This is a genomic window from Bradyrhizobium sp. STM 3561, assembly GCF_045571455.1.
GTDB lineage: Bacteria > Pseudomonadota > Alphaproteobacteria > Rhizobiales > Xanthobacteraceae > Bradyrhizobium > Bradyrhizobium vignae.
Window position 1 is genome coordinate 6,713,459 of record NZ_CP120695.1, and the last position, 23,144, is coordinate 6,736,602.

22 protein-coding genes are annotated in these 23,144 nt (G+C 64.2%); 15 read left to right on the plus strand and 7 right to left on the minus strand.

The annotated features are described in order from the left end of the window. Window positions 1-41 precede the first annotated feature (41 nt). From P6U28_RS31845 to xth, 10 genes are all read left to right on the plus strand, one after another. Entirely contained in the window at window positions 42-356 is a 315-nt protein-coding gene (locus P6U28_RS31845; RefSeq protein ID WP_407120462.1) for an ArsR/SmtB family transcription factor, read from the plus strand. Window positions 357-367: 11 nt separating this feature from the next. Then, window positions 368-724, plus strand: a complete 357-nt coding sequence (locus P6U28_RS31850) for an SRPBCC domain-containing protein (RefSeq protein ID WP_129144342.1) — start codon at window positions 368-370, stop codon at window positions 722-724. 41 nt (window positions 725-765) lie between these two features. Continuing rightward, the gene (locus P6U28_RS31855; protein ID WP_122400278.1) at window positions 766-1,368 is read left to right on the plus strand and encodes an ATP-dependent Clp protease proteolytic subunit; all 603 of its coding nucleotides are present in this window, start codon (window positions 766-768) and stop codon (window positions 1,366-1,368) included. Window positions 1,369-1,799: 431 nt separating this feature from the next. After that, window positions 1,800-2,138: a P-II family nitrogen regulator gene (locus P6U28_RS31860; protein WP_008142813.1), complete on the plus strand. Its 339-nt coding sequence runs from the start codon at window positions 1,800-1,802 to the stop codon at window positions 2,136-2,138. A gap of 37 nt (window positions 2,139-2,175) precedes the next feature. Next, complete coding sequence (locus P6U28_RS31865) at window positions 2,176-3,624, plus strand: ammonium transporter (RefSeq protein WP_122400277.1); 1,449 nt, start codon at window positions 2,176-2,178, stop codon at window positions 3,622-3,624. Between the two features lie 204 nt (window positions 3,625-3,828). Next, on the plus strand, window positions 3,829-4,233 hold the full coding sequence (locus tag P6U28_RS31870) for a GFA family protein (protein WP_122406312.1): 405 nt from the start codon (window positions 3,829-3,831) through the stop codon (window positions 4,231-4,233). 222 nt (window positions 4,234-4,455) lie between these two features. After that, window positions 4,456-5,670: an aminotransferase class I/II-fold pyridoxal phosphate-dependent enzyme gene (locus P6U28_RS31875; protein WP_407120463.1), complete on the plus strand. Its 1,215-nt coding sequence runs from the start codon at window positions 4,456-4,458 to the stop codon at window positions 5,668-5,670. 9 nt (window positions 5,671-5,679) lie between these two features. After that, window positions 5,680-8,151 carry a DNA translocase FtsK gene (locus P6U28_RS31880; RefSeq protein ID WP_407120464.1) on the plus strand — a complete coding sequence of 824 codons (2,472 nt, stop codon included), beginning with the start codon at window positions 5,680-5,682 and terminating at the stop codon, window positions 8,149-8,151. Window positions 8,152-8,303: 152 nt separating this feature from the next. Beyond that, window positions 8,304-9,059, plus strand: coding sequence for an outer membrane lipoprotein carrier protein LolA (locus tag P6U28_RS31885; protein ID WP_122406311.1), 756 nt, complete (start codon window positions 8,304-8,306; stop codon window positions 9,057-9,059). A gap of 132 nt (window positions 9,060-9,191) precedes the next feature. Next, on the plus strand, window positions 9,192-10,007 hold the full coding sequence (gene xth, locus P6U28_RS31890; protein WP_122400273.1) for an exodeoxyribonuclease III: 816 nt from the start codon (window positions 9,192-9,194) through the stop codon (window positions 10,005-10,007). A 66-nt stretch (window positions 10,008-10,073) separates the two neighbouring features. Here xth and P6U28_RS31895 read toward each other — a convergent pair whose 3' ends face one another. Beyond that, entirely contained in the window at window positions 10,074-10,517 is a 444-nt protein-coding gene (locus P6U28_RS31895; protein ID WP_122400272.1) for a cyclic nucleotide-binding domain-containing protein, read from the minus strand. Between the two features lie 58 nt (window positions 10,518-10,575). After that, window positions 10,576-11,262: a response regulator transcription factor gene (locus P6U28_RS31900; RefSeq protein WP_008142830.1), complete on the minus strand. Its 687-nt coding sequence runs from the start codon at window positions 11,260-11,262 to the stop codon at window positions 10,576-10,578. A gap of 201 nt (window positions 11,263-11,463) precedes the next feature. On the opposite strand from P6U28_RS31900, the gene P6U28_RS31905 reads away from it, so the two are divergent. Continuing rightward, on the plus strand, window positions 11,464-12,033 hold the full coding sequence (locus P6U28_RS31905; RefSeq protein WP_162500053.1) for a L,D-transpeptidase: 570 nt from the start codon (window positions 11,464-11,466) through the stop codon (window positions 12,031-12,033). Between the two features lie 261 nt (window positions 12,034-12,294). On the opposite strand, the gene P6U28_RS31910 is transcribed toward P6U28_RS31905, so the two are convergent. Then, on the minus strand, window positions 12,295-12,984 hold the full coding sequence (locus P6U28_RS31910; RefSeq protein WP_407123128.1) for a YggS family pyridoxal phosphate-dependent enzyme: 690 nt from the start codon (window positions 12,982-12,984) through the stop codon (window positions 12,295-12,297). 107 nt (window positions 12,985-13,091) lie between these two features. Here P6U28_RS31910 and P6U28_RS31915 point away from each other — a divergent pair, with 107 nt between their 5' ends. Further along, window positions 13,092-14,795 carry a diguanylate cyclase domain-containing protein gene (locus P6U28_RS31915; protein WP_129144346.1) on the plus strand — a complete coding sequence of 568 codons (1,704 nt, stop codon included), beginning with the start codon at window positions 13,092-13,094 and terminating at the stop codon, window positions 14,793-14,795. On the opposite strand, the gene P6U28_RS31920 is transcribed toward P6U28_RS31915, so the two are convergent. Beyond that, window positions 14,792-15,838, minus strand: a complete 1,047-nt coding sequence (locus P6U28_RS31920; protein WP_407123129.1) for a GGDEF domain-containing protein — start codon at window positions 15,836-15,838, stop codon at window positions 14,792-14,794. The genes P6U28_RS31915 and P6U28_RS31920 overlap by 4 nt on opposite strands. 190 nt (window positions 15,839-16,028) lie before the next feature. On the opposite strand from P6U28_RS31920, the gene leuS reads away from it, so the two are divergent. From leuS to holA, 3 genes are all read left to right on the plus strand, one after another. Next, window positions 16,029-18,653, plus strand: coding sequence for a leucine--tRNA ligase (gene leuS, locus P6U28_RS31925; protein ID WP_122400268.1), 2,625 nt, complete (start codon window positions 16,029-16,031; stop codon window positions 18,651-18,653). Further along, complete coding sequence (gene lptE, locus P6U28_RS31930) at window positions 18,640-19,191, plus strand: LPS assembly lipoprotein LptE (RefSeq protein ID WP_122400267.1); 552 nt, start codon at window positions 18,640-18,642, stop codon at window positions 19,189-19,191. Before leuS ends, lptE begins: the two co-directional genes overlap by 14 nt. A 127-nt stretch (window positions 19,192-19,318) precedes the next feature. Continuing rightward, window positions 19,319-20,347, plus strand: a complete 1,029-nt coding sequence (holA, locus tag P6U28_RS31935; protein WP_129144368.1) for a DNA polymerase III subunit delta — start codon at window positions 19,319-19,321, stop codon at window positions 20,345-20,347. 134 nt (window positions 20,348-20,481) lie between these two features. On the opposite strand, the gene P6U28_RS31940 is transcribed toward holA, so the two are convergent. From P6U28_RS31940 to rsmG, 3 genes are all read right to left on the minus strand, one after another. Continuing rightward, on the minus strand, window positions 20,482-21,369 hold the full coding sequence (locus P6U28_RS31940; protein ID WP_162500052.1) for a ParB/RepB/Spo0J family partition protein: 888 nt from the start codon (window positions 21,367-21,369) through the stop codon (window positions 20,482-20,484). A 144-nt stretch (window positions 21,370-21,513) separates the two neighbouring features. Next, entirely contained in the window at window positions 21,514-22,380 is an 867-nt protein-coding gene (locus P6U28_RS31945; RefSeq protein WP_027574116.1) for a ParA family protein, read from the minus strand. Between the two features lie 29 nt (window positions 22,381-22,409). Continuing rightward, the gene (gene rsmG / locus P6U28_RS31950) at window positions 22,410-23,042 is read right to left on the minus strand and encodes a 16S rRNA (guanine(527)-N(7))-methyltransferase RsmG (RefSeq protein ID WP_407123130.1); all 633 of its coding nucleotides are present in this window, start codon (window positions 23,040-23,042) and stop codon (window positions 22,410-22,412) included. Window positions 23,043-23,144: the final 102 nt, after the last annotated feature.

The following is a 23,144-nucleotide window of genomic DNA, read 5'->3' on the forward strand; positions in this document are numbered from 1 at the left end:
CCGGCCTTGCACGACACATAAGCATGTGCTTATGTGTCGTCATGACCGAAGCCGACATCTTCAAGGCGCTGGCAGACCCGACACGCCGCAAAGTCTTTGAGAAACTCGCTGGCGGAAGCCTGAATGCCAGCGCGTTGCGCGATGGATTGGAGATCAGCCAGCCAGCGATGTCGCAGCATCTGTCGGTGCTGCGCGCGGCAGGTCTCGTGCGCGAGCAGCGGCAGGGCCGCTTTGTCAATTACGAAGTCGACCCGGACGGAATTGTCGCCATCGGGGCATGGCTCGCGCGCTATCGCACCTATTGGCCGAAGCGTATGGAAGCACTTGCCGATCTCCTGAAGGACATGGACCAATAAGGACTGGCTCAATGAGCGACGCCGCGAAGCCTGATCGTCCGAACGAAGCGCTCGTGCTCGAATTCGATTTCGATGCACCGCCAACAAAGGTCTGGCGCGCCGTGACCATTCCCGAATTGCGCGAGCGCTGGTTGCCGGATTGCGATCTTGCGGGCGCCGAGCCGGAATCGTCGATCGCGGGCGAGGAGGTGCGCTACCGGCTTCGCGATTCCGAACCGCCGTTTCGCGAAAGCCACGTCATCTTCCGGATCGAACCGAACGAGGACGGCGGCACCCGCTTTCGCATCATCCAGCAGGCCTGCGACATCGGCGCAAAGCTGCCGCAAGCCGCCAACAGCAATTGCTGCGTGATGCGCGCGGCGGCTTAACACCAAACGGACTTCATCCCCTGCAGACATGGAGGTCGCCGATGCGCGACATGCTTCAGCTTGTCCCTATGGTCGTCGAACAATCCGCCCGCGGCGAACGATCCTTCGACATCTACTCGCGGCTTTTGCGCGAGCGGATCATCTTCCTCAACGGCGAGGTCAATGATGCGATGTCGGGCCTCGTCTGCGCGCAGCTCTTGTTTCTGGAAGCGGAGAACCCGAACAGGCCGATCAATCTCTACATCAATTCCTATGGCGGCGTGGTCACCAGCGGCCTCGCGATGTACGACACGATGCAATTCATCAAGGCGCCGGTTCATACGCTGTGCATGGGCACCGCGCGTTCGATGGGCTCGTTCCTGCTGATGGCCGGCGAGCCCGGGCACCGCGCGGCCCTGCCGAACGCCAGCCTTCACGTCCATCAGCCACTCGGCGGCTTTCAGGGCCAGGCATCCGACATTCTGATCCATGCCAACGAGATGCAGGAAACCAAGCGACGCATCATCCGGCTCTATGCGCGGCATTGCGGGCGGTCCGAGGAGGAGGTGGAACGGACGCTGGACCGCGACCACTTCATGACTGCGCAGCAAGGCGTCGAATGGGGATTGATCGATCGGGTTTTTGCGGCGCGCGACGCCGCCTGATCGACCCAATCGCGGCTTTCGGCCCCAGGCTTGGATCAGGAAGTCCGGCCTGCAGCGCGTATCGCGTGAGCAGGAACCTGAGAGGTGGATGGTTTGCAGCAGGGCGAAGCCCTGCGATAGGCACGTGCGCTACGTAATTACCTTCCCGCTGCCCGGCACGTGAGCAACATTGTGTCGACGGCCTGTCGTGCCCGAGATTTGAGCAGACGTGACCACGTTTTGAGCGCGACGTAATAGCGCACCGCAGCGCAATAGCCGTCAACCGCGAAAACGCCCGTTTTCATAATCCGTTAGGCAATGAGGCTGATCTGGCACGGCATTTGATTCTAAGGGGTCCGGCTTTGCCCGCGTAGTGAAAATTCTCCCTCGTGGCGAACCAGTCGAGAAACGCCCGGCCACGTCCGGACCGGGCCCAAGCGGGGATAGGACCCATGAAAATTGTTATGGCGATTATCAAGCCATTCAAGCTTGAAGAAGTCCGTGACGCCCTGACCGCCATCGGCGTTCACGGTCTCACGGTGACGGAAGTCAAGGGATATGGCCGCCAGAAGGGCCATACGGAAATCTATCGCGGCGCCGAATATGCCGTGAGCTTCCTGCCCAAGATCAAGATCGAGGTCGCTGTCGCCTCCGACCAGGTCGACAAGACCATCGACGCCATCACGTCCGCGGCGAAAACCGGACAGATCGGCGACGGCAAGATCTTCGTCATCAATCTCGACCATGCGGTTCGCATCCGCACCGGCGAGGCCGATGCCGCGGCCCTCTGACTTCGCGCTCAACCTTATCCAATCAGGAGTAAACAATATGACGTTCAAGCGTCCCTATGGCGCGGGATTGGCGGCTCTCGCAGTCGGCCTGTTCGCTGCGACCGCAGCCTACGCCGAGCCAACGGTCAACAAGGGAGACAACGCCTGGATGCTGACATCGACAGTGCTGGTGCTGTTGATGACGATCCCCGGTCTCGCGCTGTTCTACGGCGGCCTCGTCCGTTCCAAGAACATGCTCTCGGTACTGATGCAGGTGTTCTACACCGTCTGCGTCGTCACCGTGATCTGGGCCGTGTACGGCTACAGCCTCGCCTTCACCGGCGGCTCCGACTTCATCGGCGGCTTCTCCAAGGCCTTCATGATGGGCGTCACCACCGACTCGAAGGCCGCGACCTTCTCGGTCGACGCCAACATCTCGGAGCTCATCTATATGTGCTTCCAGATGACCTTCGCGGCGATCACGCCCGCCCTCATCGTCGGCGCCTTCGCCGAGCGCATGAAGTTCTCGGCCATCGCTCTCTTCATTCCGCTCTGGGTCACGCTGATCTACTTCCCGATCGCGCACATGGTCTGGTACTGGCCCGGCCCGGACGCGATCCAGGATGCGGCCAAGGCGCTGGCTGCGGCGGGTGATGCGGCGGCGAAGACCGCGGCGCAGGCCAAGCTCGACGAGATCAACGCCGACGCCGGCTGGATCTTCAAGAAGGGCGCGATCGACTTCGCGGGCGGCACGGTGGTGCACATCAACGCCGGCATCGCAGGCCTCGTCGGCGCTCTCCTGATCGGCAAGCGCGTCGGCTACGGCAAGGAGCTGATGGCTCCGCATTCGCTGACCATGTCGATGATCGGCGCCTCGCTGCTCTGGGTCGGCTGGTTCGGCTTCAACGCCGGCTCCAACTTGGAGGCCAACGGCGGCGCTGCGCTCGCCATGACCAACTCCTTCGTCGCCACCGCAGCCGCCGCGCTGTCGTGGATGTTCGCGGAGTGGATCGTGAAGGGTCATCCGTCAGTGCTCGGCGTCATCTCCGGCGCTGTCGCGGGTCTCGTGGCCGTCACGCCCGCTGCCGGCTTCGCCGGCGTGATGGGTGCGATCGTCCTCGGCCTCGTCGTCGGCGTGGTCTGCCTGTTCTTCTGCACCGTCGTGAAGAACGCGCTCGGCTACGACGACTCCCTCGACGTGTTCGGCGTACACTGCATCGGCGGCATCGTCGGCGCCCTCGGCACCGGCATTCTGGTCAACCCGGCGCTCGGTGGTGCGGGCATCATCGACTACACCGCTATTCCGCCCAAGGTTGCCGATTACGACTTCGCGGCGCAGATGATCTCCCAGCTCTGGGGCGTCTGCACCACGCTCGTGTGGTCGGGCGTCGGCTCGGCGATCCTCTACAAGGTCGTCGATGTGATCGTTGGCCTCCGCGCCAATGTCGAGAGCGAGCGTGAAGGCCTCGACATCACCGAGCACACCGAGCGCGCCTACAACATGTAACCGTCTCCTCCCGGGCGCGGTCTCCTAGGGGACCGCGTCCACAACTACGGTTCGGGCACATACCCGGCAATGCCCCGACCGTTGAGGGGCTCCAGCGCAAGCTGGAGCCCCTTTCTTTTGATCGGCGCGCTGAAGAAAAAGATTGCCATTCCGCGAAGCCGGCGCAGAAATATCGACCTCAAGAACAACAATCGGGAGGTCGTCATGCGTTTGGAAGGCGGATGCTATTGCGGCGAGGTGCGCTATGTCGCCGAGGGCGACCCGATGATGCAGGCGCAGTGCCATTGCCGCGAGTGCCAATACATCTCGGGCGGCGCACCCAACACCTTCATCGCGATGCCGGCGGCAGGCTTCACCTACATCACCGGCCAACCGAAGCAGTTCAGGCGCAAGGATCTCGAACGCGCCGTCACGCGCGAGTTCTGCGCCGAATGCGGCACGCACCTCGTGACCAAGGTTCCAGGCCTGCCGGCCGCAGTCGTGAAGGTCGGCACACTGGACGAGCCGGAAAAATTCAAGCCGCAGATGGCGATCTACACCTGCGACATGCAGGAGTTCCACACCATCCCCGCAGGCATGAAGACCTTCGAGAAGCTGCCGGGGCACTAAGACCGAGCCGCGAAGGCGGTGCGCCCCCTCCCGCAAGCAAGCGGGAGAGGTGGGAGCCGCCATGCATCCCGTTGCAATCCGGTCCCATTATTCCCGCTCTGGACGGGAGCGGCGGCCGATGGTTAATCGCGTCTTAACCTCGCCCTATCTATGGTGAACTGAACCGCTTCCCGCCGGCGCCTATGGTAGCGACCGGCCGTTCCAAGAGTGCTGGCGTCAAGAATGGCTATGACCGCTTCATCCCGTGCGCCGCAGGCCAGTGGAAGCTCCGATTCCGAGCGCTCGCCTTTCGTCCGGTTGAATGAGCTTTTGGCCCCGCATCAGCCGGGCAAGCCCTTGATTTCGCTTGCGGTCGGCGAGCCCCAGCATCCCGTGCCCGACTTCGTCGGCCCAGTGCTGGCCAAGCACATCGCCGAATTCGGCCGTTACCCCGCGAACAAGGGCACCGACCCGTTCCGCCACGCCGCCGGCGCCTGGCTGTCGTCGCGATTCAAGCTGCCGCGGCCGCTCGACCCCGAGAGCGAGATTCTCGTCCTCAATGGCAGCCGCGAGGGGCTGTTCCTCGCCGCGATGGCGGCCGCGCGCTATGTCGGCCCGCGCCCCGGCAAGCCTGCGATCCTGATGCCGAACCCGTTCTATCCGGTCTATGGCGCCGGCGCGCTCGCAGCCGCTTGCGAGCCGGTCCATCTGCCGACAACGATCGAGAACGGCTTCCTGCCCGACCTCGACGCCATCGATGAGGCGACGCTGGCGCGCACGGTGGCGTTCTATCTGGCCTCGCCCGCCAATCCGCAGGGCTCGGTCGCGAGGCCCGACTATTTCAAGCGACTGAAGCAGCTCGCCGATCGCTACGGCTTCGTGATCCTGAGCGACGAGTGCTATTCCGAGATCTACACCCGAGAGGCCCCCGGCAGCGCGCTGGAATGTGCCGGTCCCGGTATCACCCGCGTCGTTGCGTTCCAGTCGCTGTCGAAGCGCTCCAACCTGCCGGGCCTGCGCGTCGGCTTCGCCGCCGGCGACAAGAAATTCATCGGCATGTTCCTCGAACTGCGCAACATCGCCGCGCCCCAGGTGCCGGTGCCGCTCCAGCATGTCGCGACCGTCGCCTATGGCGACGAGGCGCATGTCGAGGAGAACCGCAGGCTCTACCGGATCAAGTTCGATCTCGCCGACCAGATCATCGGCAATCGTTACGGCTATCGCCGCCCCGATGCCGGCTTCTGCGTCTGGCTCAACACCTCAGAAGTCGGCGACGACGTGTCGGTGACACTCAAGCTCTTCAAGGAAGCAGGCGTGCGCGTGGTGCCCGGCAGCTTCTTGGCGCGACAGCAGCCCGACGGATTCAATCCCGGCGCGGGCTACATCCGCCTCGCGCTGGTGCAGGATGGCGAGACGACGGCGCAGGCGCTGCACCGTCTGGTCGAGACTCTGGGTTAGGCGGGGCCCGTGAGCATGTCGGCAATCGAACGTGTCATTCCACTGGTCGCTCATCTGCCGCCCTCGATCCGCGAGGGGCTGGCGCGGCGCATGCGCGAGCTTACCGGGCTTGGCATGATCGCGCTGGCAGGTGTCGCCTCGGCGGCGCTGATGACGTGGTCGGTGCAGGATCCCAGCCTCAGCCACGCCACCTCGCGGCCGATCCGCAACATTCTCGGCTATGCCGGTGCCATCGGCGCCGACCTTGCGATGCAGATCCTCGGGCTCGGCGCGATCATGCTGGTGCTGACGGTTGCGGTCTGGGGCTGGCGCATGATGACACATCGCCCGTTCGACCGCGAGGCGCTGCGGCTCGGCTCCTGGATTCTCTGCACGGTGATCGCGGCGGGCTTCGTCAGCTGCTGGCCGCATGGCGGCGCATGGCCGCTGCCGACCGGACTCGGCGGCGTGGTCGGCGATGCCCTGGTGCGCGCGCCCGCCGTGATTTTCGGACCGGCCGGCACGATCTATCGCATGGTGCTGGGCACGATCCTGTTCGCCGCGATGGCCGCGAGCTTCCTGATCGCCTGCGGCCTCGGCGCACGCGAGCACGACGACGAGCTTGCGGAGATCGAGAACGACGACAAGCCGCTCGACGAGGACGAGGAGAGCGATCGCGGCTCCGTGTCGCTGGGCTGGCTGTTCCATGCGCTGATGAGCACGAAGGCCCGGCTGATCTGGCTACTGGGCGCTGCCTACCGCGCGCTGGTCTCGAGCGGACCGAAGACCAAGGCCGCTCAGTTCAGCCGCCAGGAGCCGAATCTCGGCGGCGGCCGCGCCGCACCCTCGATCTCGCCGCAGGCCGAGGACTACGAAGACGAGCACGAGGAAGAAGAGGTCGAGGAGGAGGAAGAGGAGGAGCCCGCCGCGCGCGCCCCGAAGAAGAAGGCTGCGACGAAGGCCGCTTCCAAGAAATCCTCCGACAAGTTCGATCTTCCGTCCGTCTCCATGCTGGCCGCGCCGAAGGCTGGCGATCGCCAGCCGCTGAGCAAGGCCGAACTGGAGACCAATTCCCGTTCGCTCGAAGGCGTGCTGCAGGATTTCGGCGTGCGCGGCGAGATCGTGAAGGCCAATCCGGGCCCCGTGGTCACGCTGTACGAGCTGGAGCCGGCGCCCGGCATCAAGTCCTCGCGCGTGATCGGCCTCGCCGACGACATCGCCCGCTCGATGAGCGCGCTCTCGGCCCGCGTCGCCGTCGTGCCCGGCCGCAACGCGATCGGCATCGAGCTGCCGAACGCGCATCGCGAGAAGGTTTACCTGCGCGAATTGCTGGTGGCGAAGGAAGCGACCGACACGGTCGCGAAGCTGCCGCTCTGCCTAGGCAAGACCATCGGCGGCGAGCCCGTCATCATCGACCTCGCCCGCACGCCGCACATGCTGATCGCCGGCACCACCGGCTCGGGCAAGTCGGTCGCGATCAATACCATGATCCTCAGCCTGGTCTACCGGCTGCGCCCTGATCAGTGCCGGCTGATCATGGTCGATCCGAAGATGCTCGAACTCTCCGTCTATGACGGCATTCCCCATCTGCTCACGCCCGTCGTGACCGACCCCAAAAAGGCGGTGGTCGCGCTGAAATGGGCCGTGCGCGAGATGGAGGAGCGCTACAAGAACATGGCCAAGCTCGGTGTGCGTAACATCGACGGCTACAACACGCGCCTGCTCGAATTGAAGGCCAAGGGCGAGGAGCCGACGCGCACGGTGCACACCGGCTTCGACAAGGAGACCGGCAAGGCGATCTACGAGGAAGAGAAGCTCTCGCTCGATCCGCTGCCCTACATCGTCATCATCGTCGACGAAATGGCCGACTTGATGATGGTCGCCGGCAAGGACATCGAAGGCGCGGTGCAGCGTCTCGCGCAGATGGCGCGCGCCGCCGGCCTGCACGTGATCCTGGCGACGCAGCGCCCGTCGGTCGACGTCATCACCGGGACCATCAAGGCGAACTTCCCGACCCGCATTGCCTTCCAGGTCACCTCCAAGATCGACAGCCGCACCATCCTCGGCGAGATGGGCGCCGAGCAGTTGCTCGGCCAGGGCGACATGCTCTACATGGCCGGCGGCGGCCGCATCAGCCGCGTGCACGGTCCGTTCGCTTCCGACGAGGAAGTCGAGAAAGTGGTGCGTCACCTCAAGACGCAGGGGCAGCCGGAATATCTCGAAGCCGTCACCGCAGAAGAGCCGACCGAGGACGAGGACGGCGCCGTGTTCGACGCCACCGGCATGGGCGGGGATGGCGGCGGCGATCTATTCCAGCAGGCGGTTGCGATCGTCAAACGCGATCGCAAGGCTTCGACCAGCTACATCCAGCGCCGCCTGCAAATCGGCTATAATCGCGCCGCGTCTCTGATGGAGCGCATGGAACTGGAAGGCATCGTCGGTCCCGCCAACCACGCCGGCAAGCGCGAGATTTTGGTCGAGGAAGAAGACAGCCATATGTGAGGCGAGGAGCCTCTGAAACCTAATTTCACGCAAAATCGATATCTGCTTTTGCCCGAAATCACGCTAAAAGGCGCCCAGCCATACAGGACGACGCGTTGATCAGACATCCGGACATTCGATTCGCTGCCCTCATCGCAGCGCGAAGCGCGCGCGTGGCCGGCGTGCTTCTCGTCACCGCCGCGATGGCGACCGGTGCGACGCTCGCGCAGACCGTGCCGGTGCCGAAGCCTGCGCCGAAGGGCCGCGATGGCGCTCCGGCCGGCGGTGGCCCAGCCGTCACCGGCGCGACGCAGACCCCGCCGAATCCGGTGATTCCGGATCCGCGGCGCAACGTGCCGAGCAGCATCTTCCAGACCTTCGATGCCAACCAGAAGGCACAGGCCGCCAAGGTCAGCGCCTATCTGTCGTCGCTTCAGACATTGGTCGGGAATTTCGTCCAGGTCGGCCCCGACGGCAGCAAGACGCAGGGCGATTTCTACATCCAGAAGCCGGGCAAGGTACGCTTCGAATATGACGCGCCGAGCCCGATCGACATCATCGCCGACGGTTCGTCCCTGGTGGTGCGCGATCGCAAGCTCGCGACCCAGGACGTCTATCCGCTGTCGCAGACGCCGCTGCGCTTTCTCTTGTCCGACCGCATCGACCTGATGAAGGACACCAACGTCGTCAACGTCTCGGCCGACGACGTCTATGTCAGCGTCACCATCGAGGAGAAGCAGGCGCTGGTCGGCACCAGCCGGCTGCTCCTGATGTTCGGTGCCAAGGACGGCCAGCTCAAGCAGTGGACGGTCACCGATCCGCAGGGCTATGACACCACGATCGCGGTCTACAATCTGGATTCGAGCAAGAAGCTCGATCCCAGCATGTTCAAGATCGATTTCACCAATTACGGCCCGTCGCCGGGTTGAGAGCTGATGGGTTGCTCCGACGGTCGTCATGCCCGGGCTTGTCCCGGGCATCCACGTTTTGGGTGCTACAAAAAGGCGTGGATGGCCGGGTCAAGCCCGGCCATGACGGATGGAGTTTGTTAGATCGTCCCCATGCGTCTTTCCCTGACAACCTGGAACATCAATTCGGTGCGGCTGCGCATCGATCTGGTCGCGAAATTTGTCAAGAGCGCGCGGCCGGAGGTGCTGTGCCTGCAGGAGACCAAGTGCATCGACGACGCCTTTCCGATGAAGCGCTTCAAGCGGCTCGGCTACGAGCACGTCGCGCTGAACGGTCAGAAGGGCTATCACGGCGTCGCCATCGTCTCGAAGATTCCGTTCGAATCGAAGGACATCCGCACCTTCTGCGATAAGGTGGATTCGCGGCACATCTCGGTGTCGTTCGGCGAGAACGCGGGCATCGCAAAGCCGCTGGTGCTGCATAATTTCTACGTGCCCGCGGGCGGCGACATTCCCGATCCCGCGCTGAACGAGAAATTCGACCACAAGCTTCGCTTCCTCGACGAGATGACGGCGTGCGAGCCGCTGCATCCGCGCGGTGAGGATCGCCATATCCTGGTCGGCGATCTCAACGTTGCCCCGCACGAGAACGACGTCTGGTCGCACAAGCAGCTTCTGAAAGTCGTCTCGCACACGCCCGTCGAAACCGAGAAGCTGAAGGCGGCACTCGCCGCCGGCGAATGGGTCGACGTCGCGCGCGAGCGCATTCCGATGTCGGAGAAGGTCTATACGTGGTGGAGCTACCGCTCCGCCGACTGGACCGTCGGTGACCGCGGCCGCAGGCTCGATCACATCTGGGTCTCGCGCGCGCTGAAAGACGCGGTGCAGGATTTCAGGATTCTGCGCGACGCGCGCAGCTGGGAGCGGCCGTCGGATCACGTGCCTGTCACGGTGACGCTGGAGGTGTGAGGCCCTGTCATTGCGGGGCGCGCGGAGCGCGAGCTGTGGTGCGCCCGGAATGACGAGCGGAGAGAGCTACGACGTCAGCTTCGCGCCCGCCATCAAGATATCGCTGGCGATCTGGCTGGAGCGCACCGCGAATTCGTCGCGCAGGCGTACGGCCGCGGCGGGATCGCTTTCGAGCACACGCTGGAACAGGCTGCGTGCGACGCGGATGACGGAGGAATGCTCCAGCGCGATCGCGCTCGACGGCCGCTTCATCGGCACCACCAGCGCGAGCTCGCCGATCAGCGCGCCGGGACCTGCGATCATCTCGGCGCCGGCGCCGTCCTCAACCCGGAAGGCGCCGCGCTGGACCACGAAGCCGGCATCGGCGGCGTCGCCGAGATTGAACAGGACGTCGCCGCGGACGAAATCGCGCTGCTCGGAACCGATCGCCAGCATGCGCAACGAGGCGTCTCCCAACAGCCGCAGTGTCGGGACACGCTCGAGAAGCGCTACGTCGTCGTCGATTGACATTCAGGTCCGAGGCTCAAGGGCACGCCATCTAAAACGATTCGCGCGCCCCCGAAGCGTATCACGGCACCAGCTTGTAGCCACCGGCTTCCGTGACCAGGATTTCCGGGTTGGCCGCATCCTTCTCGATCTTCTGGCGAAGGCGGTAGATGTGGGTTTCCAGCGTATGGGTGGTGACGCCGGAATTATAGCCCCAGACCTCCTGGAGCAGGGTCTCGCGCGACACCGGCATCTGGCCGGCGCGGTAAAGGAAACGCAGAATGGCGGTTTCCTTCTCGGTGAGGCGGACCTTGCGCGCATTGGCCGCGGTCAGCATCTTCGAGCCCGGGCGGAAGGAGTAGGGGCCGACCGAGAACACCGCGTCCTCGCTGGCCTCGTGCTGGCGAAGCTGGGCGCGGATGCGGGCCAGCAGAACGGCGAAGCGGAACGGCTTTGCCACATAGTCGTTGGCGCCGGATTCCAGGCCCAAGATCGTGTCGGAATCGGTGTCATGCCCGGTCAGCATGATGATCGGCGCCTTGAAGCCGCCCTTCCGCAAGGAGCGGACAACCTCGCGGCCGTCGGTGTCGGGCAGTCCGACATCCATCAGGACGAGATCGGGAGAATTGGCTTTGGCGGCGCTCGCACCCTTAGCGCCGGTATCGACGGCGGAAGCCTCGAATTCTTCGTGTAGCGATAATTGCTCCACCAACGTATCGCGCAGATCGGTATCGTCATCCACGATCAGGATCTTGCGGGCATTGGCCATGGGGGGTCATCCTTTTAGGTCCGGCTCGGCGCGCATCCATGCCGCACCCAGCCGCGAGGGAAAGTTTAGGGTCGCCGTTATTATTATTGTTCGTGTTGAAGTAGTGGGCTGTTACCGATTCACAAGCCAGAACCACTCTAACTCAGAATATCAGGGCGTTTTGATGAATGTCCTGTAATGAATCCGACATTCCACGTTCACATGAAAAATAAAGCAGCATCAGTTGGTTACGCCAGGAATCGAAGCGCCAGGCCGCTCTCCGCGATCCGTGTTAGGCCTGCCGCCGGCAATCCGCGCAGGGGTTGGCTGACGGCCGGAGCACTGACCATCCCGGTGGCGCTGGGGCGGGGCGGCATTCTGGCCAACAAGCGCGAGGGCGACGGCGGCACCCCCAGGGGCAGCTTCCGTCCGATGCGGTTGTGGTGGCGGGGTGACCGGCACAGCCGGCCCCAGACGTTCTTGCCGACGCGGATGATCACCGGCGTGGACGCCTGGTGCGAGGATCCACGGGATCGTCACTACAACCGGAGCATCCGGCTCGGCGAGGGGCAGGGCGGTGACCGGCTCAAGCGGGCAGACCATCTCTACGACTTCATCGTCGAGATCGACCACAACACGCGACCACGCATCGCCGGCCGCGGCAGTGCGGTGTTCTTGCACCTCGCCCGCGACAATTTCGGCCCGACCGCGGGCTGCGTCTCCATGACCAAATCTGCGATGCTGCAATTGCTGCGGCGCTTGGGCCCGCGAACAAAAATCATCATCGGGTGAGGGGCATGCTCGACGAGGATCCACGGGATCGTCACGACAACCAGATGATCCGGCTCGGCGAGGGGCAGGGCGGTGACATTTGTGTAGGCGCGGCACACTCCGCCATCATTGCGAGCCCATCTCTCTCCACACGTCATTGCGAGGCGCCCTTGCGACGAAGCAATCCAGAATCTTTTCGCGGAGGGACTCTGGTTTGCTTCGCTTCGCTCGCAATGACGAAATCGACAGAGTTAGGGCAACATCGGCCCTCGCCGACGGCAGCTACCGATGCCCGAAGATCGCGCTGCCGACGCGCACATGGGTAGCGCCCAACATGATGGCGGTCGCAAAATCCGCGCTCATGCCCATCGAGAGATTCTTCAACCCGTTGCGCGCGGCGATCTTTGCGGTCAGCGCAAAATGCGCCGCTGGCGGCTCGTCGACCGGCGGTATGCACATCAGTCCGGAGATCGTCAGCCCATAAGTGTCGCGGCAGCTTGCAAGGAACGCGTCGGCCTCGCCGGGCGCGACGCCGGCCTTCTGCGGCTCCTCGCCGGTATTGATTTGGACGAAGAGCTGCGGGTGCTTGTTCTGGGATTCGATTTCCTTGGCTAATGCTTGGCAAATGCTCGGGCGATCGACCGAATGGATGGCGTCGAACAGCGCGACCGCGTCTTTCGCCTTGTTGGATTGCAGCGGCCCGATCAGATGCAGCGCGATATCGGGGTAAACAGACGTTAACGCCGGCCACTTGCCTTTGGCCTCCTGCACCCGATTCTCGCCGAATACGCGCTGCCCGGCGGCGATAACCGGGGTAATTGCATCCGCCGCGAAAGTCTTGGACACCGCAATCAGCGTCACGGCAGCACGATCACGCTGTGCGTCCGTGCAGGCGCGTGCAATTTCGGCTTCAACCGCGGCAAGCGCGTTTGGTGAATGGCCGGTTACCGGCGCGGCATTGGCTTCTGTCATGACGTCTCTTGGCTGTTCGTAGCCCGGAGTTAAGTCCAATTTTACCGAGTTCAAGAAACAGTTTTTGAACCCTTCGCTTTACCTTAGCCCATGGGGTGGTAGCGAAGATGGCAAGCGTCAGTCTCAACCGCAAACGAGCGAAACTCAAGCAGGTTCTCGGAATCCGGGCGCGGCTCGCGTTGCTCGCGGTGATTCTTGTGGCGCCCTTGATGCTCGAGCGCATCCGTTCGCTCGAAAACACGCGCGCGCGGCAGATCGCGCAAGCTGCGGCCGAATTCACCACGGTGGCAAGGCACAGCGCCGATGCGCAGCGTGAGGTGATCTCGTCGGTCGAGACCATCCTGAAATCGGAAGCCTTCATCCGTGCCTCCGCCGGCGGCATCAGCAAGAGCTGCGACGTGCTGCGCGCTAGTCTGCCGTCGAACCTTCCCTGGATCCGCACGCTTCTGATCGCCGGCCAGGACGGGCGCATCCAATGCGCCACCAACAACATGTATGTCGGCCTCGATCTCAGTGACCGGCCGTACTTCCAGCAGGCACAGGAAACCGGCGGCTTCATACTGAGCGACTTCATCATGTCGCGGCCGGTGCCGTCACCGACGGTCATGGCGGTTTATCCGGTCTCCGCCTTCAGCGGGGTACCTGATGCCGTCGTGCTCGCCACCGTCAATCTCGACTGGATGTCGAAGGTCATGAGCAATCTGGGCGGTCGTGCCGGCATCACCGCGGTGCTGGTCGACAGCGCGGGCACCGTGCTGGCGGCTCCGGCCGATCAGCACAGCGCAGTCGGCCGTCCGCTCGACAACATGCCGCTGATGTCCGCGATCGCCGACAAGGCGCTGCGGTCCGACCAGGACGAGGGTTCACTGTCTTTCCTCGCCGCCGACGGCTCCCGCCGTGCGGTCAGCTTTATCCGCATCGCCGGAACCAATGCCCGCCTGATCGCCAGCATCGACGAAGACAAAGTGTCCGCAGCGGTCAGCCGCGACATCCGCACCGCGTATCTGCAGCTCGCTTTCGTCCTCATGTTCGTCCTGCTCGGCGCGCTGATCGCCGCCGAGAAACTGGTGATCAAGCCGATCGAGATGCTCGCCGACATGGCGAAGCGTCTCGGCGAGGGCGACCTGTCGGCCCGTGCGGCACGCAGTCGGCTGCCGGCCGAGTTCGTGCCTCTCGCCCGCGCGTTCAACGCGATGGCCGCCCAGCTCAGTCAGCGCGAGCGCGAGCTGATCGCGAGCAACGACCGCCTGACGGTGATGGCCTCGATCGACATGCTGTCGGGGCTTGCCAATCGCCGCGGCTTCCAGGGCCGACTCGATTTCGAGTGGATGCGCGCGCAGCAGTACGGCAGCGACCTCGCGCTCCTGATGATCGACGTCGATCATTTCAAGCTGTTCAACGATACCTACGGCCATCTCGAAGGCGATTCCTGCCTGACGCGGCTCGGCGAACAGCTGTCCGGCATTGCCGCCGACACGATGGGGTTTGCGGCGCGCTATGGCGGCGAGGAATTCTGCCTGCTGCTGCCGAACACCGACGTGACGCGCGCCGTTGAGATCGGCGAGCAGGTGCGCGCGGCCGTGCTGAAACTCTGCCTGCCGCACATCACCTCGAACCACATGATCGTCACGGTCTCGATCGGCGTTGCCGCGACAAAGCCGAATGAGACCCTGCGTCCCGGCGACCTGATCGAAGCCGCCGACGCCGCGCTCTACGCCGCCAAGCATCGCGGCCGCAACAACGTCGTCGAGCACGGCGTGCAGGCGATCGAGATCGGCCCGACTGAGATGATGCTGGCGGCTAACGCCTAACCCGCAGCCCCGGCCCGCTCGAGCTCGATCTCGGTCACCACGCGATTGCGGCCGCCGCCCTTGGCGAGATAGAGCGCGCGGTCGCAACGCTCGATCAGATCGGTAATCGCCTCGCCCGCTCGGTACTGCGCCACGCCGATCGACACGCTGATGTTGGGCAGGGTCTCGCCGGACGAGCGGCGCGTGATTGTACATTCGGCGATCGCGCGCCTGATGCGTTCGGCGATCCCGGTGCAAGTGGCGAGATCGGCGTCCGGCAGCACCGCGATCAGCTCCTCGCCGCCATAGCGGGCCGGCAGATCCTGCGCGCGAACCTTTTCGCGCAGCACCTTGGCCATCAGGCGCAGCACCTGGTCGCCGACGCCGTGGCCGAAATTGTCGTTGAAGGACTTGAAGTGGTCGATGTCGAGCAAGAGCACGCTGAGCGGCTCGCCCCATTCCGCAGTCGCCTGCGCCTTGCGCAGGAACTCATCGAGCGCCCGCCGGTTCGCCAGGCCCGTCAACATGTCGGTCCGGGCGCGCTGCTCGGACCTCGACAGCGAATCGCGGATCACGTCGAGCTCGCGGGTCTTTTCCGCGAAGCCTGCCTCCAGCCGTGTCGCCCTTGTGGCGGCCCGCGCCAGCTCGTTCATGAGCTGGGCGACCAGCAGTTTTGGATCGACGCCGGCCCTGCCCTGGTCGGCCACCTGGCTGATGACTTGCATCTGCGAATGATTGTCGGCGATCGCAGTCGCCAGAAACTCCTTCGCGGCCCCCATGAGTGCCTGCAGCCGCTCGGAGGTCTCGACCGCGACGGTACCCACCTGGGGCGCGACATAGGTCTCGAACAGACCCTGATTGGTTCGGGCGTCAAAGGGACGATTGTGGTCGATCAGGAAATCGACGGCGTTGCGAAGATCGTCTTGGCTGCCGGCGAAATACTGGAACCAGACGGCAAAATTGGCGGGGGTCGGTGCAATCCGCTGTTCGGCCATGCTCCGCATCGCCCGCCCGGCGACGGACGCGGCATAGTCGTAATCGGGATCGTCGAAGCTGGAATCCATCGCGTTCATGCGGCCTTGTCGGGCCGCAAATTGGCATCGACCCCTTAATCACACCCCAACGCCAGCCCTCGTAGTTATGCGGAGGCGTGGTCAAAGTTTCAAAACGCGGCAACCCATTGACCCCCTGAGGCCTTCTATGGCCTAGTCCGCCGTCTTTAGACGGCCGAACCCAAGAAAACCCAACGATTCCATGACCTCCGAACGCTATAACGCCCGCGACGCCGAACCGCGCTGGCAAGCTACCTGGGACCAGCAGGCGATCTTCGTCTCGAAGAACGACGACCCGCGGCCGAAATATTATGTGCTCGAGATGTTCCCCTACCCGTCCGGGCGCATCCATATCGGCCATGTCCGGAACTACACGCTCGGCGACGTACTGGCCCGCTTCATGCGCGCCAAGGGGTTCAACGTGCTGCATCCGATGGGGTGGGACGCGTTCGGCCTGCCGGCCGAGAATGCCGCCATCGAGCGCAAGGTCGCGCCGAAGGCCTGGACCTACGACAATATCGCCGCGATGAAGAAGCAGCTCCGCTCGATCGGGCTGTCGCTGGACTGGTCCAGGGAGATCGCGACCTGCGATCCCTCCTATTACAAGCACCAGCAGAAGATGTTTCTGGACTTCCTGCGCGCCGGTCTCGCCGAGCGCGAGAAGCGGAAGGTGAACTGGGACCCCGTCGACATGACCGTGCTCGCCAACGAGCAGGTGATCGACGGCCGCGGCTGGCGTTCGGGTGCTGTGGTCGAACAGCGCGAGATGAACCAGTGGGTCTTCAAGATCACGAAGTACTCGCAGGAGCTGCTGTCCGCGCTGGACGGGCTGGAACGCTGGCCCGACAAGGTGCGGCTGATGCAGCGCAACTGGATCGGCAGATCGGAAGGCCTGTTGATCCGCTTCGCGCTGGATGCGGCGACGACGCCGGCCGGCGAGAGCGAGCTGAAGATCTTCACGACGCGCCCGGACACGCTGTTCGGTGCGAAGTTCATGGCGATCTCGGCGGATCATCCGCTGGCACAGGCCGCTAGCGCGAAGAACCCGAAACTTGCGGAGTTCATCGCCGAGATCAAGAAGATCGGCACTGCCCAGGAGATCATCGACACCGCGGAGAAGCAGGGTTTCGACACCGGCATCCGCGCGGTGCACCCGTTCGACCCGACCTGGAAGCTGCCGGTCTATGTCGCGAATTTCGTGCTGATGGAATACGGCACCGGCGCGATCTTCGGCTGCCCGGCGCACGATCAGCGCGACCTCGACTTCGTCAACAAGTACAATCTCGGCAACACGCCGGTCGTGTGCCCCGAAGGCCAGGATCCCAAGTCCTTCGTCATCACCGACACCGCCTATGACGGTGACGGCCGTATGATCAATTCGCGCTTCCTCGACGGCATGACCATCGATCAGGCCAAGGAAGAGGTGGCGAAGCGCCTCGAGAGCGAGCTGCGCGGCAATGCGCCGGTCGGCGAACGTCAGGTGAATTTCCGCCTGCGCGACTGGGGCATTTCGCGCCAGCGCTATTGGGGCTGCCCGATTCCCGTCATTCACTGTCCGAAGTGCGATGTGGTGCCGGTGCCGGATGCCGATTTGCCGGTGAAGCTGCCGGAGGATGCGACCTTCGACAGGCCGGGCAACGCGCTCGATCATCATCCAAACTGGAAGCACGTCGCCTGCCCCAAATGCGGCGGCAAAGCGCAGCGTGAGACCGACACCATGGACACGTTCGTGGATTCGTCCTGGTACTTCGCGCGCTTCACCGATCCCTGGAATGAGGCCGCGCCGACGACGCCTGCGGTCGCCAACCGGATGCTGCCGGTCGATCAGTATATCGGCGGCGTCGAGCACGCGATCCTGCATCTGCTCTACAGCCGCTTCTTCACCCGCGCGATGAAGGCGACCGGACATATTGCGCTGGACGAGCCGTTCGCCGGCATGTTCACGCAAGGCATGGTGGTGCACGAGACCTACCAGAAGGCCGACGGCACCTACGTGCAGCCGGCCGAGGTGAAGGTCGAGGTCGGCGGCAACGGACGCCGCGCAACGTTGCTCACCACAGGCGAAGACATCCAGATCGGCCCGATCGAGAAGATGTCGAAGTCGAAGAAGAACACGGTCGATCCTGATGACATCATCGAGACCTACGGCGCCGACGTCGCGCGCTGGTTCATGCTGTCGGACTCCCCGCCCGACCGTGACGTGATCTGGAGCGACGAGCGCGTCCAGGGCGCCTCGCGTTTCGTGCAGCGGCTGTGGCGGCTGGTCAACGATTCCATCGAAGTCGGTAAAAGTGCGCCGGCAGCCCGGCCGGCCAGCTTTGGCCCGGACGCCACTGCCCTGCGCAAGGCCGCCCACGGCGCGCTGGACAAGGTCACCACCGGTATCGAGCGGCTGCACTTCAATGTCTGCCTCGCCCATATCCGCGAATTCACCAATGCGTTCTCGGAGGTGCTCCAGCGCCCCGGCCAGCCCCCGGCCGATCTCGCCTGGGCGATCCGGGAAGCAAGCCAGATTCTGGTCCAGCTGTTCTCGCCGATGATGCCGCATCTGGCCGAAGAGTGCTGGCAGATTCTTGGACACGAGGGACTGGTTTCGGAGGCCGATTGGCCCCAAATCGAACGCGATTTGCTGGTTGAAGACAGCGTGACCCTGGTGGTCCAGGTCAACGGCAAGAAGCGGGGTGAGGTCACAGTTGCAACAGCGGCCCAGAATCCGGAAATCGAGGCTGCCGTTTTGGCCCTCGATGCGGTAAAGCTGGCCCTGGATGGCAAGCCCGTCCGCAAGGTGATCATCGTTCCCAAGAGGATCGTCAATGTTGTCGGCTAGGATCCGTATCGCAGCCCGCTTGCTGGCAGTGGCCGCGCTGGCGGCGCTGACGGCCGGCTGCTTCCAGCCGATGTATGCCGAACGCACCGACGGCACCCCCGGCCTGCGCGAGAAGCTGATGGGGGTCGAGCTCCCGCCGATCAACAAGCCCAATGCATCCCGAGAGGCCCGCGTTGGCGTCGAAATCCGCAATGCGCTGGCCTTCAAGCTTTACGGCACGGCGACGGGCATGCCGCCGACCCACCGGCTGGACATCCGGTTCACCACCAGCCGCTCCTCGCTGATCGTCAGCGCCGCGACGGGACTGCCGACCAGCGAAAATCTCGGCATCGACGCCCAGTACAATCTGATCGAGGTTGCGACCGGCAAGTCGGTCATGACCGGCTCGACCTTCTCGCGCGTATCCTATGACATGCCGGGATCCTATCAACGCTTCTCGCGCACCCGCGCCGTGCGCGATGCCGAGGATCGCGCCGCCAACGAGATCGCCGAGAACATCACCACCCGGCTCGCCTCGTTCTTCACCGCGGGCACCTAGTTCATTTCCGTCGTTCCGGGGTGTCCGAAGGGCGAACCCGGAATCCAGAGATTGTTGATCGAGATTCTCAGGCGCGCGAACGCGCCGCAGTTCGCGCTTCGCGCGCGCCGGGATGACAGTTAGGGCCATGGTCGCGCTGCGTGGAAAAGAGATCGACGCTTTCCTCGCCCGCCCCGATGCGGGCCGTCCGATCATCCTGCTCTATGGTCCCGATGCCGGCCTCGTGCGCGAGCGCGCCGATGCCCTGATCGCATCGGCCGTCGACGATCCCAATGATCCGTTCTCGCTGGTCAAGCTCGACGGCGACGAGCTTGCCGCCGAGCCTTCGCGTATCGTCGACGAAGCCATGACCGTGCCGCTGTTCGGCGGCCGCCGCGCCATCCGCGTTCGCGCCGGCTCGCGCAGCTTTGCTGGCGGAATCGACACGCTGGCCGAGATGAACGTGAAGGATTGCCGCATCGTGATCGAGGCCGGCGAGCTGCGCCCGGAATCGCCGCTGCGCAAGGCTTGCGAGCGCGCCAAGACGGCGGTCGCGATCGGCTGTTATCCCGACACCGAGCGCGACCTTGCCAAGCTGATGGAGGACGAGCTCCGCATCGCGAATTTGCGCATTGCGCAGGACGCCCGCGCGGCGCTGATGTCGTTCCTCGGCGGCGACCGCCAGGCTTCGCGCAACGAGCTGCGCAAGCTGACGCTCTACGCCCACGGCAAAGGCGAGGTCACGCTGGATGACGTGATGGCCGTTGTCGCCGACGCGTCGGAGCTGAAGCTCGACCCGATCGTCGACGGCGCCTTTGCCGGGCGACCCGACATCGTCGAGACCGAATTCGCCAAGGCCATGATCGCAGGCACCTATCCCGGCGTGATCATCTCCGCCGCCCAGCGCCAGGCTGCGTGGCTGCACAAATCCGCGCTCGCGATCGCCGACGGTACGCCGGCCTCCGCCGTGCTCGACGGCGGCTTTCCACGCCTGCATTTTTCGCGAAAGCCCGCAGTCGAAACCGCGCTGCGCAATTTCAGCCCGGCGCGGCTCGCCGCCATCATCGAGCAGCTCGCGACTGCCGCGCTCGACACCCGCAAGCAATCGACGCTAGCCGCCGCCATCGCCCAGCGCACGCTGATGGCGATCGCCGCGAATGCGAGGCGGCGGGGTTAGGCCTCCGATCGCTCGCCACGTCATTGCGAGCGAAGCGAAGCAATCCAGAGTCCGTCCGCGGAACGATTCTGGATTGCTTCGTCGCTGGCGCTCCTTCGCAATGACGCGAGGAGAAACTGGGGTCGAAAAAGGCGCTACAGCGCGCCCTTCGCCAGCCGCTTCATCACCTCATCGAGCTGATCGAGGTTGCGGTAGTTGATCTGCACTGAGCCGCCGGGATCGCGGTGATTGACCGTGACCTTGAGACCCAGCGCATCGCTGACGCGCTTTTCGAGATCGATCGTATCGGGGTCTTTTTGCTTGCCCCCGGTGGCGCGTGCCTTCTGCGGCTTGCGCTCCGGCACGCCTTCCTCGTGCGCGAGCGCCTCGGCCTGGCGGACGTTGAGGCCTTCCTCGACGATGCGCTTGGCGGCGGCGAGCGGATCGGGGACGCCGATCAGCGCGCGGGCGTGGCCCGCCGTCAATTCACCGGTCGCGATGAAGGCCTGCACCTCGGCCGGCAGCTTCGTCAGCCGCATCATGTTGGCGACGTGGCTGCGGCTCTTGCCGACGACTCTTGCGATGTCGTCCTGGCTGCGTTTGAACTCGTTGGCGAGCGCGTGATAGCCCTGCGCCTCTTCCATCGGGTTGAGGTCTTCGCGCTGCACGTTCTCGACGATGGCGAACTCCAGGGCATCGCTGTCGCTGATGTCGACCGGCACGATCGGCACTTCGTGCAGGCCGGCCATCTGCGAGGCGCGCCAGCGCCGTTCGCCGGCGATGATCTCGTAGCGGTCATGCGCGCCCTTCACCGGACGCACCACGATCGGCTGGATCACGCCATGCTGCTTGATGGAGTCAGAGAGCTCCTTCAGCTCCGCGTCGGAAAAGGTGCGGCGCGGATTGCGCGGATTGGCCTTGATGAATTCGATCGGCACCTTGCGCTGCGCGCGCGGACGATCGACATGCTGAGCCTCGCCGCCGACATCACCGATCAGACTTGCAAGACCCCGGCCCAGTCGCGAACGCGCTTCGTCGGCCATCGCCAGCTCCCTTGGATTCACGGTGCAACACTCCAGAACTGAATTTCAAATCGCAGGGTGGACAAAGCAAAGCGTGCCCACCAGTTGTTTATGTGCGGAAGATGGTGGGCACGGCGAAGACGCTTTGCTCACCCTAGGGCACCACTAATGCGTCGTGCGCAGCTCGCGCTCGCGCTGGATTACTTCGGTGGCGAGACGCAGGTAAGCTTCGCTGCCGACGCATTTGAGATCGTAGACCAGCACCGGCTTGCCGTAGGACGGCGCCTCGGAGATGCGCACGTTGCGCGGGATCATGGTCTTGTAGACCTTCTCGCCCATGAACTGGCGGACGTCGGCGACGACCTGGTTCGAGAGATTGTTGCGCGAGTCGAACATGGTCAGCACGATGCCGTGGATCGACAGATTCGGATTGAGCGTCGAGCGCACCTGCTCCACCGTCTGCAAGAGTTGCGACAGACCTTCGAGTGCGAAGAACTCGCATTGCAGCGGCACCAGGATCGCGTCCGACGCCGCCATCGCGTTCACCGTGAGCAGGTTGAGCGAGGGTGGGCAGTCGATCAGCACATAGGTGTAGTCGGCGTCCGGCGAGACGTTGTTGTTGAGCGCGGCGATGGCATCGCGCAGCTTGAAGGCGCGGCCCGGCGTGGTGCCGAGCTCGAGTTCGAGACCGGAGAGGTCCATGGTCGACGGCGCGATGTGCAGCCGCGGCACCGCGGTCGAGACCACCGCTTCACGCAAGGCCGCTTCCCCGACCAGCACGTCATAGGTCGAGCAGGAGCGGTTGCGGCGATCGATGCCGAGGCCGGTCGAAGCGTTGCCCTGCGGATCGAGATCGACGATCAGGACGCGCTCGCCGATCGCAGCGAGCGCCGTGCCGAGATTGATCGCTGTGGTTGTTTTCCCTACGCCACCCTTCTGATTCGCCAGCGCGAGAATGCGCGGGTGACCGTGCGGGACCTCATTGGTCTCCTGGGCGGCCTGTTCTGGCTGCGGCTCGTCAATCACGCTCATCGCAATTCCCCACTCACCCCCTGAACGCCTCAGCTGCGCCGTTCGACGGACGTCAGTTCCACGATCCATCCGTCTCCGGTTCGGCTCGGATGGAGTTGAGGCTGAATACTCCAATATTTAGCGGCTTCGGTCAATTCAGCCTCTACATCTTGACCCTTGAGAAATAGCGCCATTGCGCCTTGACGCATCAGCGGCTCCGCAAAGCCGATGAGTTGATGTAACGGAGCCATCGCACGCGCGGTGACGCAATCGACAGGGCCAGTGATTCTATCCACATTATCCCCGATCTCAGCGAGATGTACGACTCCCGGAGACGCGGTGATGCGAATTGCTTCACGGAGGAACGCTGCCTTCTTGGCGATTCGCTCGACGAGATGGACGCTGGCGCCGGGCGTCTCGGCCATTGCGCAGGCGAGCACGACGCCGGGGAAACCGCCGCCGCTGCCGAGGTCGGCCCAGCGCTTTGCGGCCGGCGCGAGATCGACGAGCTGGAGCGAATCGGCGATGTGCCGGGTCCAGAGGTTTGGCAGGGTCGACGGCGCGATCAGATTGGTCTTGGCCTGCCACTCGCGGAGCAGCGCGATGTACCGATCAAGGCGGGCTTCCGTTTCATGTGAAACGGGAGCGAGCTTGAGCGCCGCAGCCTTGTCGGCGGCGATAATGGCGTCGAGCGATTGATCGTTGGCGCTTGCCTTGTCGACCTTCGGGCTGGCCGGTGCCGGCTCGCCTCGGCGCCCGCCGCGCTCGCCCGATCCGGATCGTCG

What these genes read in the sequence shown, in the direction of transcription:
- holA (WP_129144368.1), top strand. Translation starts at nt 19,319, where the DNA reads ATGGTCGCGCTGCGTGGAAAAGAGATCGACGCTTTCCTCGCCCGCCCC.
- P6U28_RS31855 (WP_122400278.1), top strand. Translation starts at nt 766, where the DNA reads ATGCGCGACATGCTTCAGCTTGTCCCTATGGTCGTCGAACAATCCGCC.
- P6U28_RS31915 (WP_129144346.1), top strand. Translation starts at nt 13,092, where the DNA reads ATGGCAAGCGTCAGTCTCAACCGCAAACGAGCGAAACTCAAGCAGGTT.
- P6U28_RS31945 (WP_027574116.1), bottom strand. Translation starts at nt 22,380, where the DNA reads ATGAGCGTGATTGACGAGCCGCAGCCAGAACAGGCCGCCCAGGAGACC.
- P6U28_RS31870 (WP_122406312.1), top strand. Translation starts at nt 3,829, where the DNA reads ATGCGTTTGGAAGGCGGATGCTATTGCGGCGAGGTGCGCTATGTCGCC.
- P6U28_RS31875 (WP_407120463.1), top strand. Translation starts at nt 4,456, where the DNA reads ATGGCTATGACCGCTTCATCCCGTGCGCCGCAGGCCAGTGGAAGCTCC.
- P6U28_RS31860 (WP_008142813.1), top strand. Translation starts at nt 1,800, where the DNA reads ATGAAAATTGTTATGGCGATTATCAAGCCATTCAAGCTTGAAGAAGTC.
- P6U28_RS31865 (WP_122400277.1), top strand. Translation starts at nt 2,176, where the DNA reads ATGACGTTCAAGCGTCCCTATGGCGCGGGATTGGCGGCTCTCGCAGTC.
- P6U28_RS31850 (WP_129144342.1), top strand. Translation starts at nt 368, where the DNA reads ATGAGCGACGCCGCGAAGCCTGATCGTCCGAACGAAGCGCTCGTGCTC.
- P6U28_RS31900 (WP_008142830.1), bottom strand. Translation starts at nt 11,262, where the DNA reads ATGGCCAATGCCCGCAAGATCCTGATCGTGGATGACGATACCGATCTG.
- P6U28_RS31845 (WP_407120462.1), top strand. Translation starts at nt 42, where the DNA reads ATGACCGAAGCCGACATCTTCAAGGCGCTGGCAGACCCGACACGCCGC.
- P6U28_RS31920 (WP_407123129.1), bottom strand. Translation starts at nt 15,838, where the DNA reads ATGGATTCCAGCTTCGACGATCCCGATTACGACTATGCCGCGTCCGTC.
- xth (WP_122400273.1), top strand. Translation starts at nt 9,192, where the DNA reads ATGCGTCTTTCCCTGACAACCTGGAACATCAATTCGGTGCGGCTGCGC.
- lptE (WP_122400267.1), top strand. Translation starts at nt 18,640, where the DNA reads ATGTTGTCGGCTAGGATCCGTATCGCAGCCCGCTTGCTGGCAGTGGCC.
- leuS (WP_122400268.1), top strand. Translation starts at nt 16,029, where the DNA reads ATGACCTCCGAACGCTATAACGCCCGCGACGCCGAACCGCGCTGGCAA.
- P6U28_RS31905 (WP_162500053.1), top strand. Translation starts at nt 11,464, where the DNA reads ATGAAAAATAAAGCAGCATCAGTTGGTTACGCCAGGAATCGAAGCGCC.
- P6U28_RS31940 (WP_162500052.1), bottom strand. Translation starts at nt 21,369, where the DNA reads ATGGCCGACGAAGCGCGTTCGCGACTGGGCCGGGGTCTTGCAAGTCTG.
- P6U28_RS31910 (WP_407123128.1), bottom strand. Translation starts at nt 12,984, where the DNA reads ATGACAGAAGCCAATGCCGCGCCGGTAACCGGCCATTCACCAAACGCG.
- P6U28_RS31895 (WP_122400272.1), bottom strand. Translation starts at nt 10,517, where the DNA reads ATGTCAATCGACGACGACGTAGCGCTTCTCGAGCGTGTCCCGACACTG.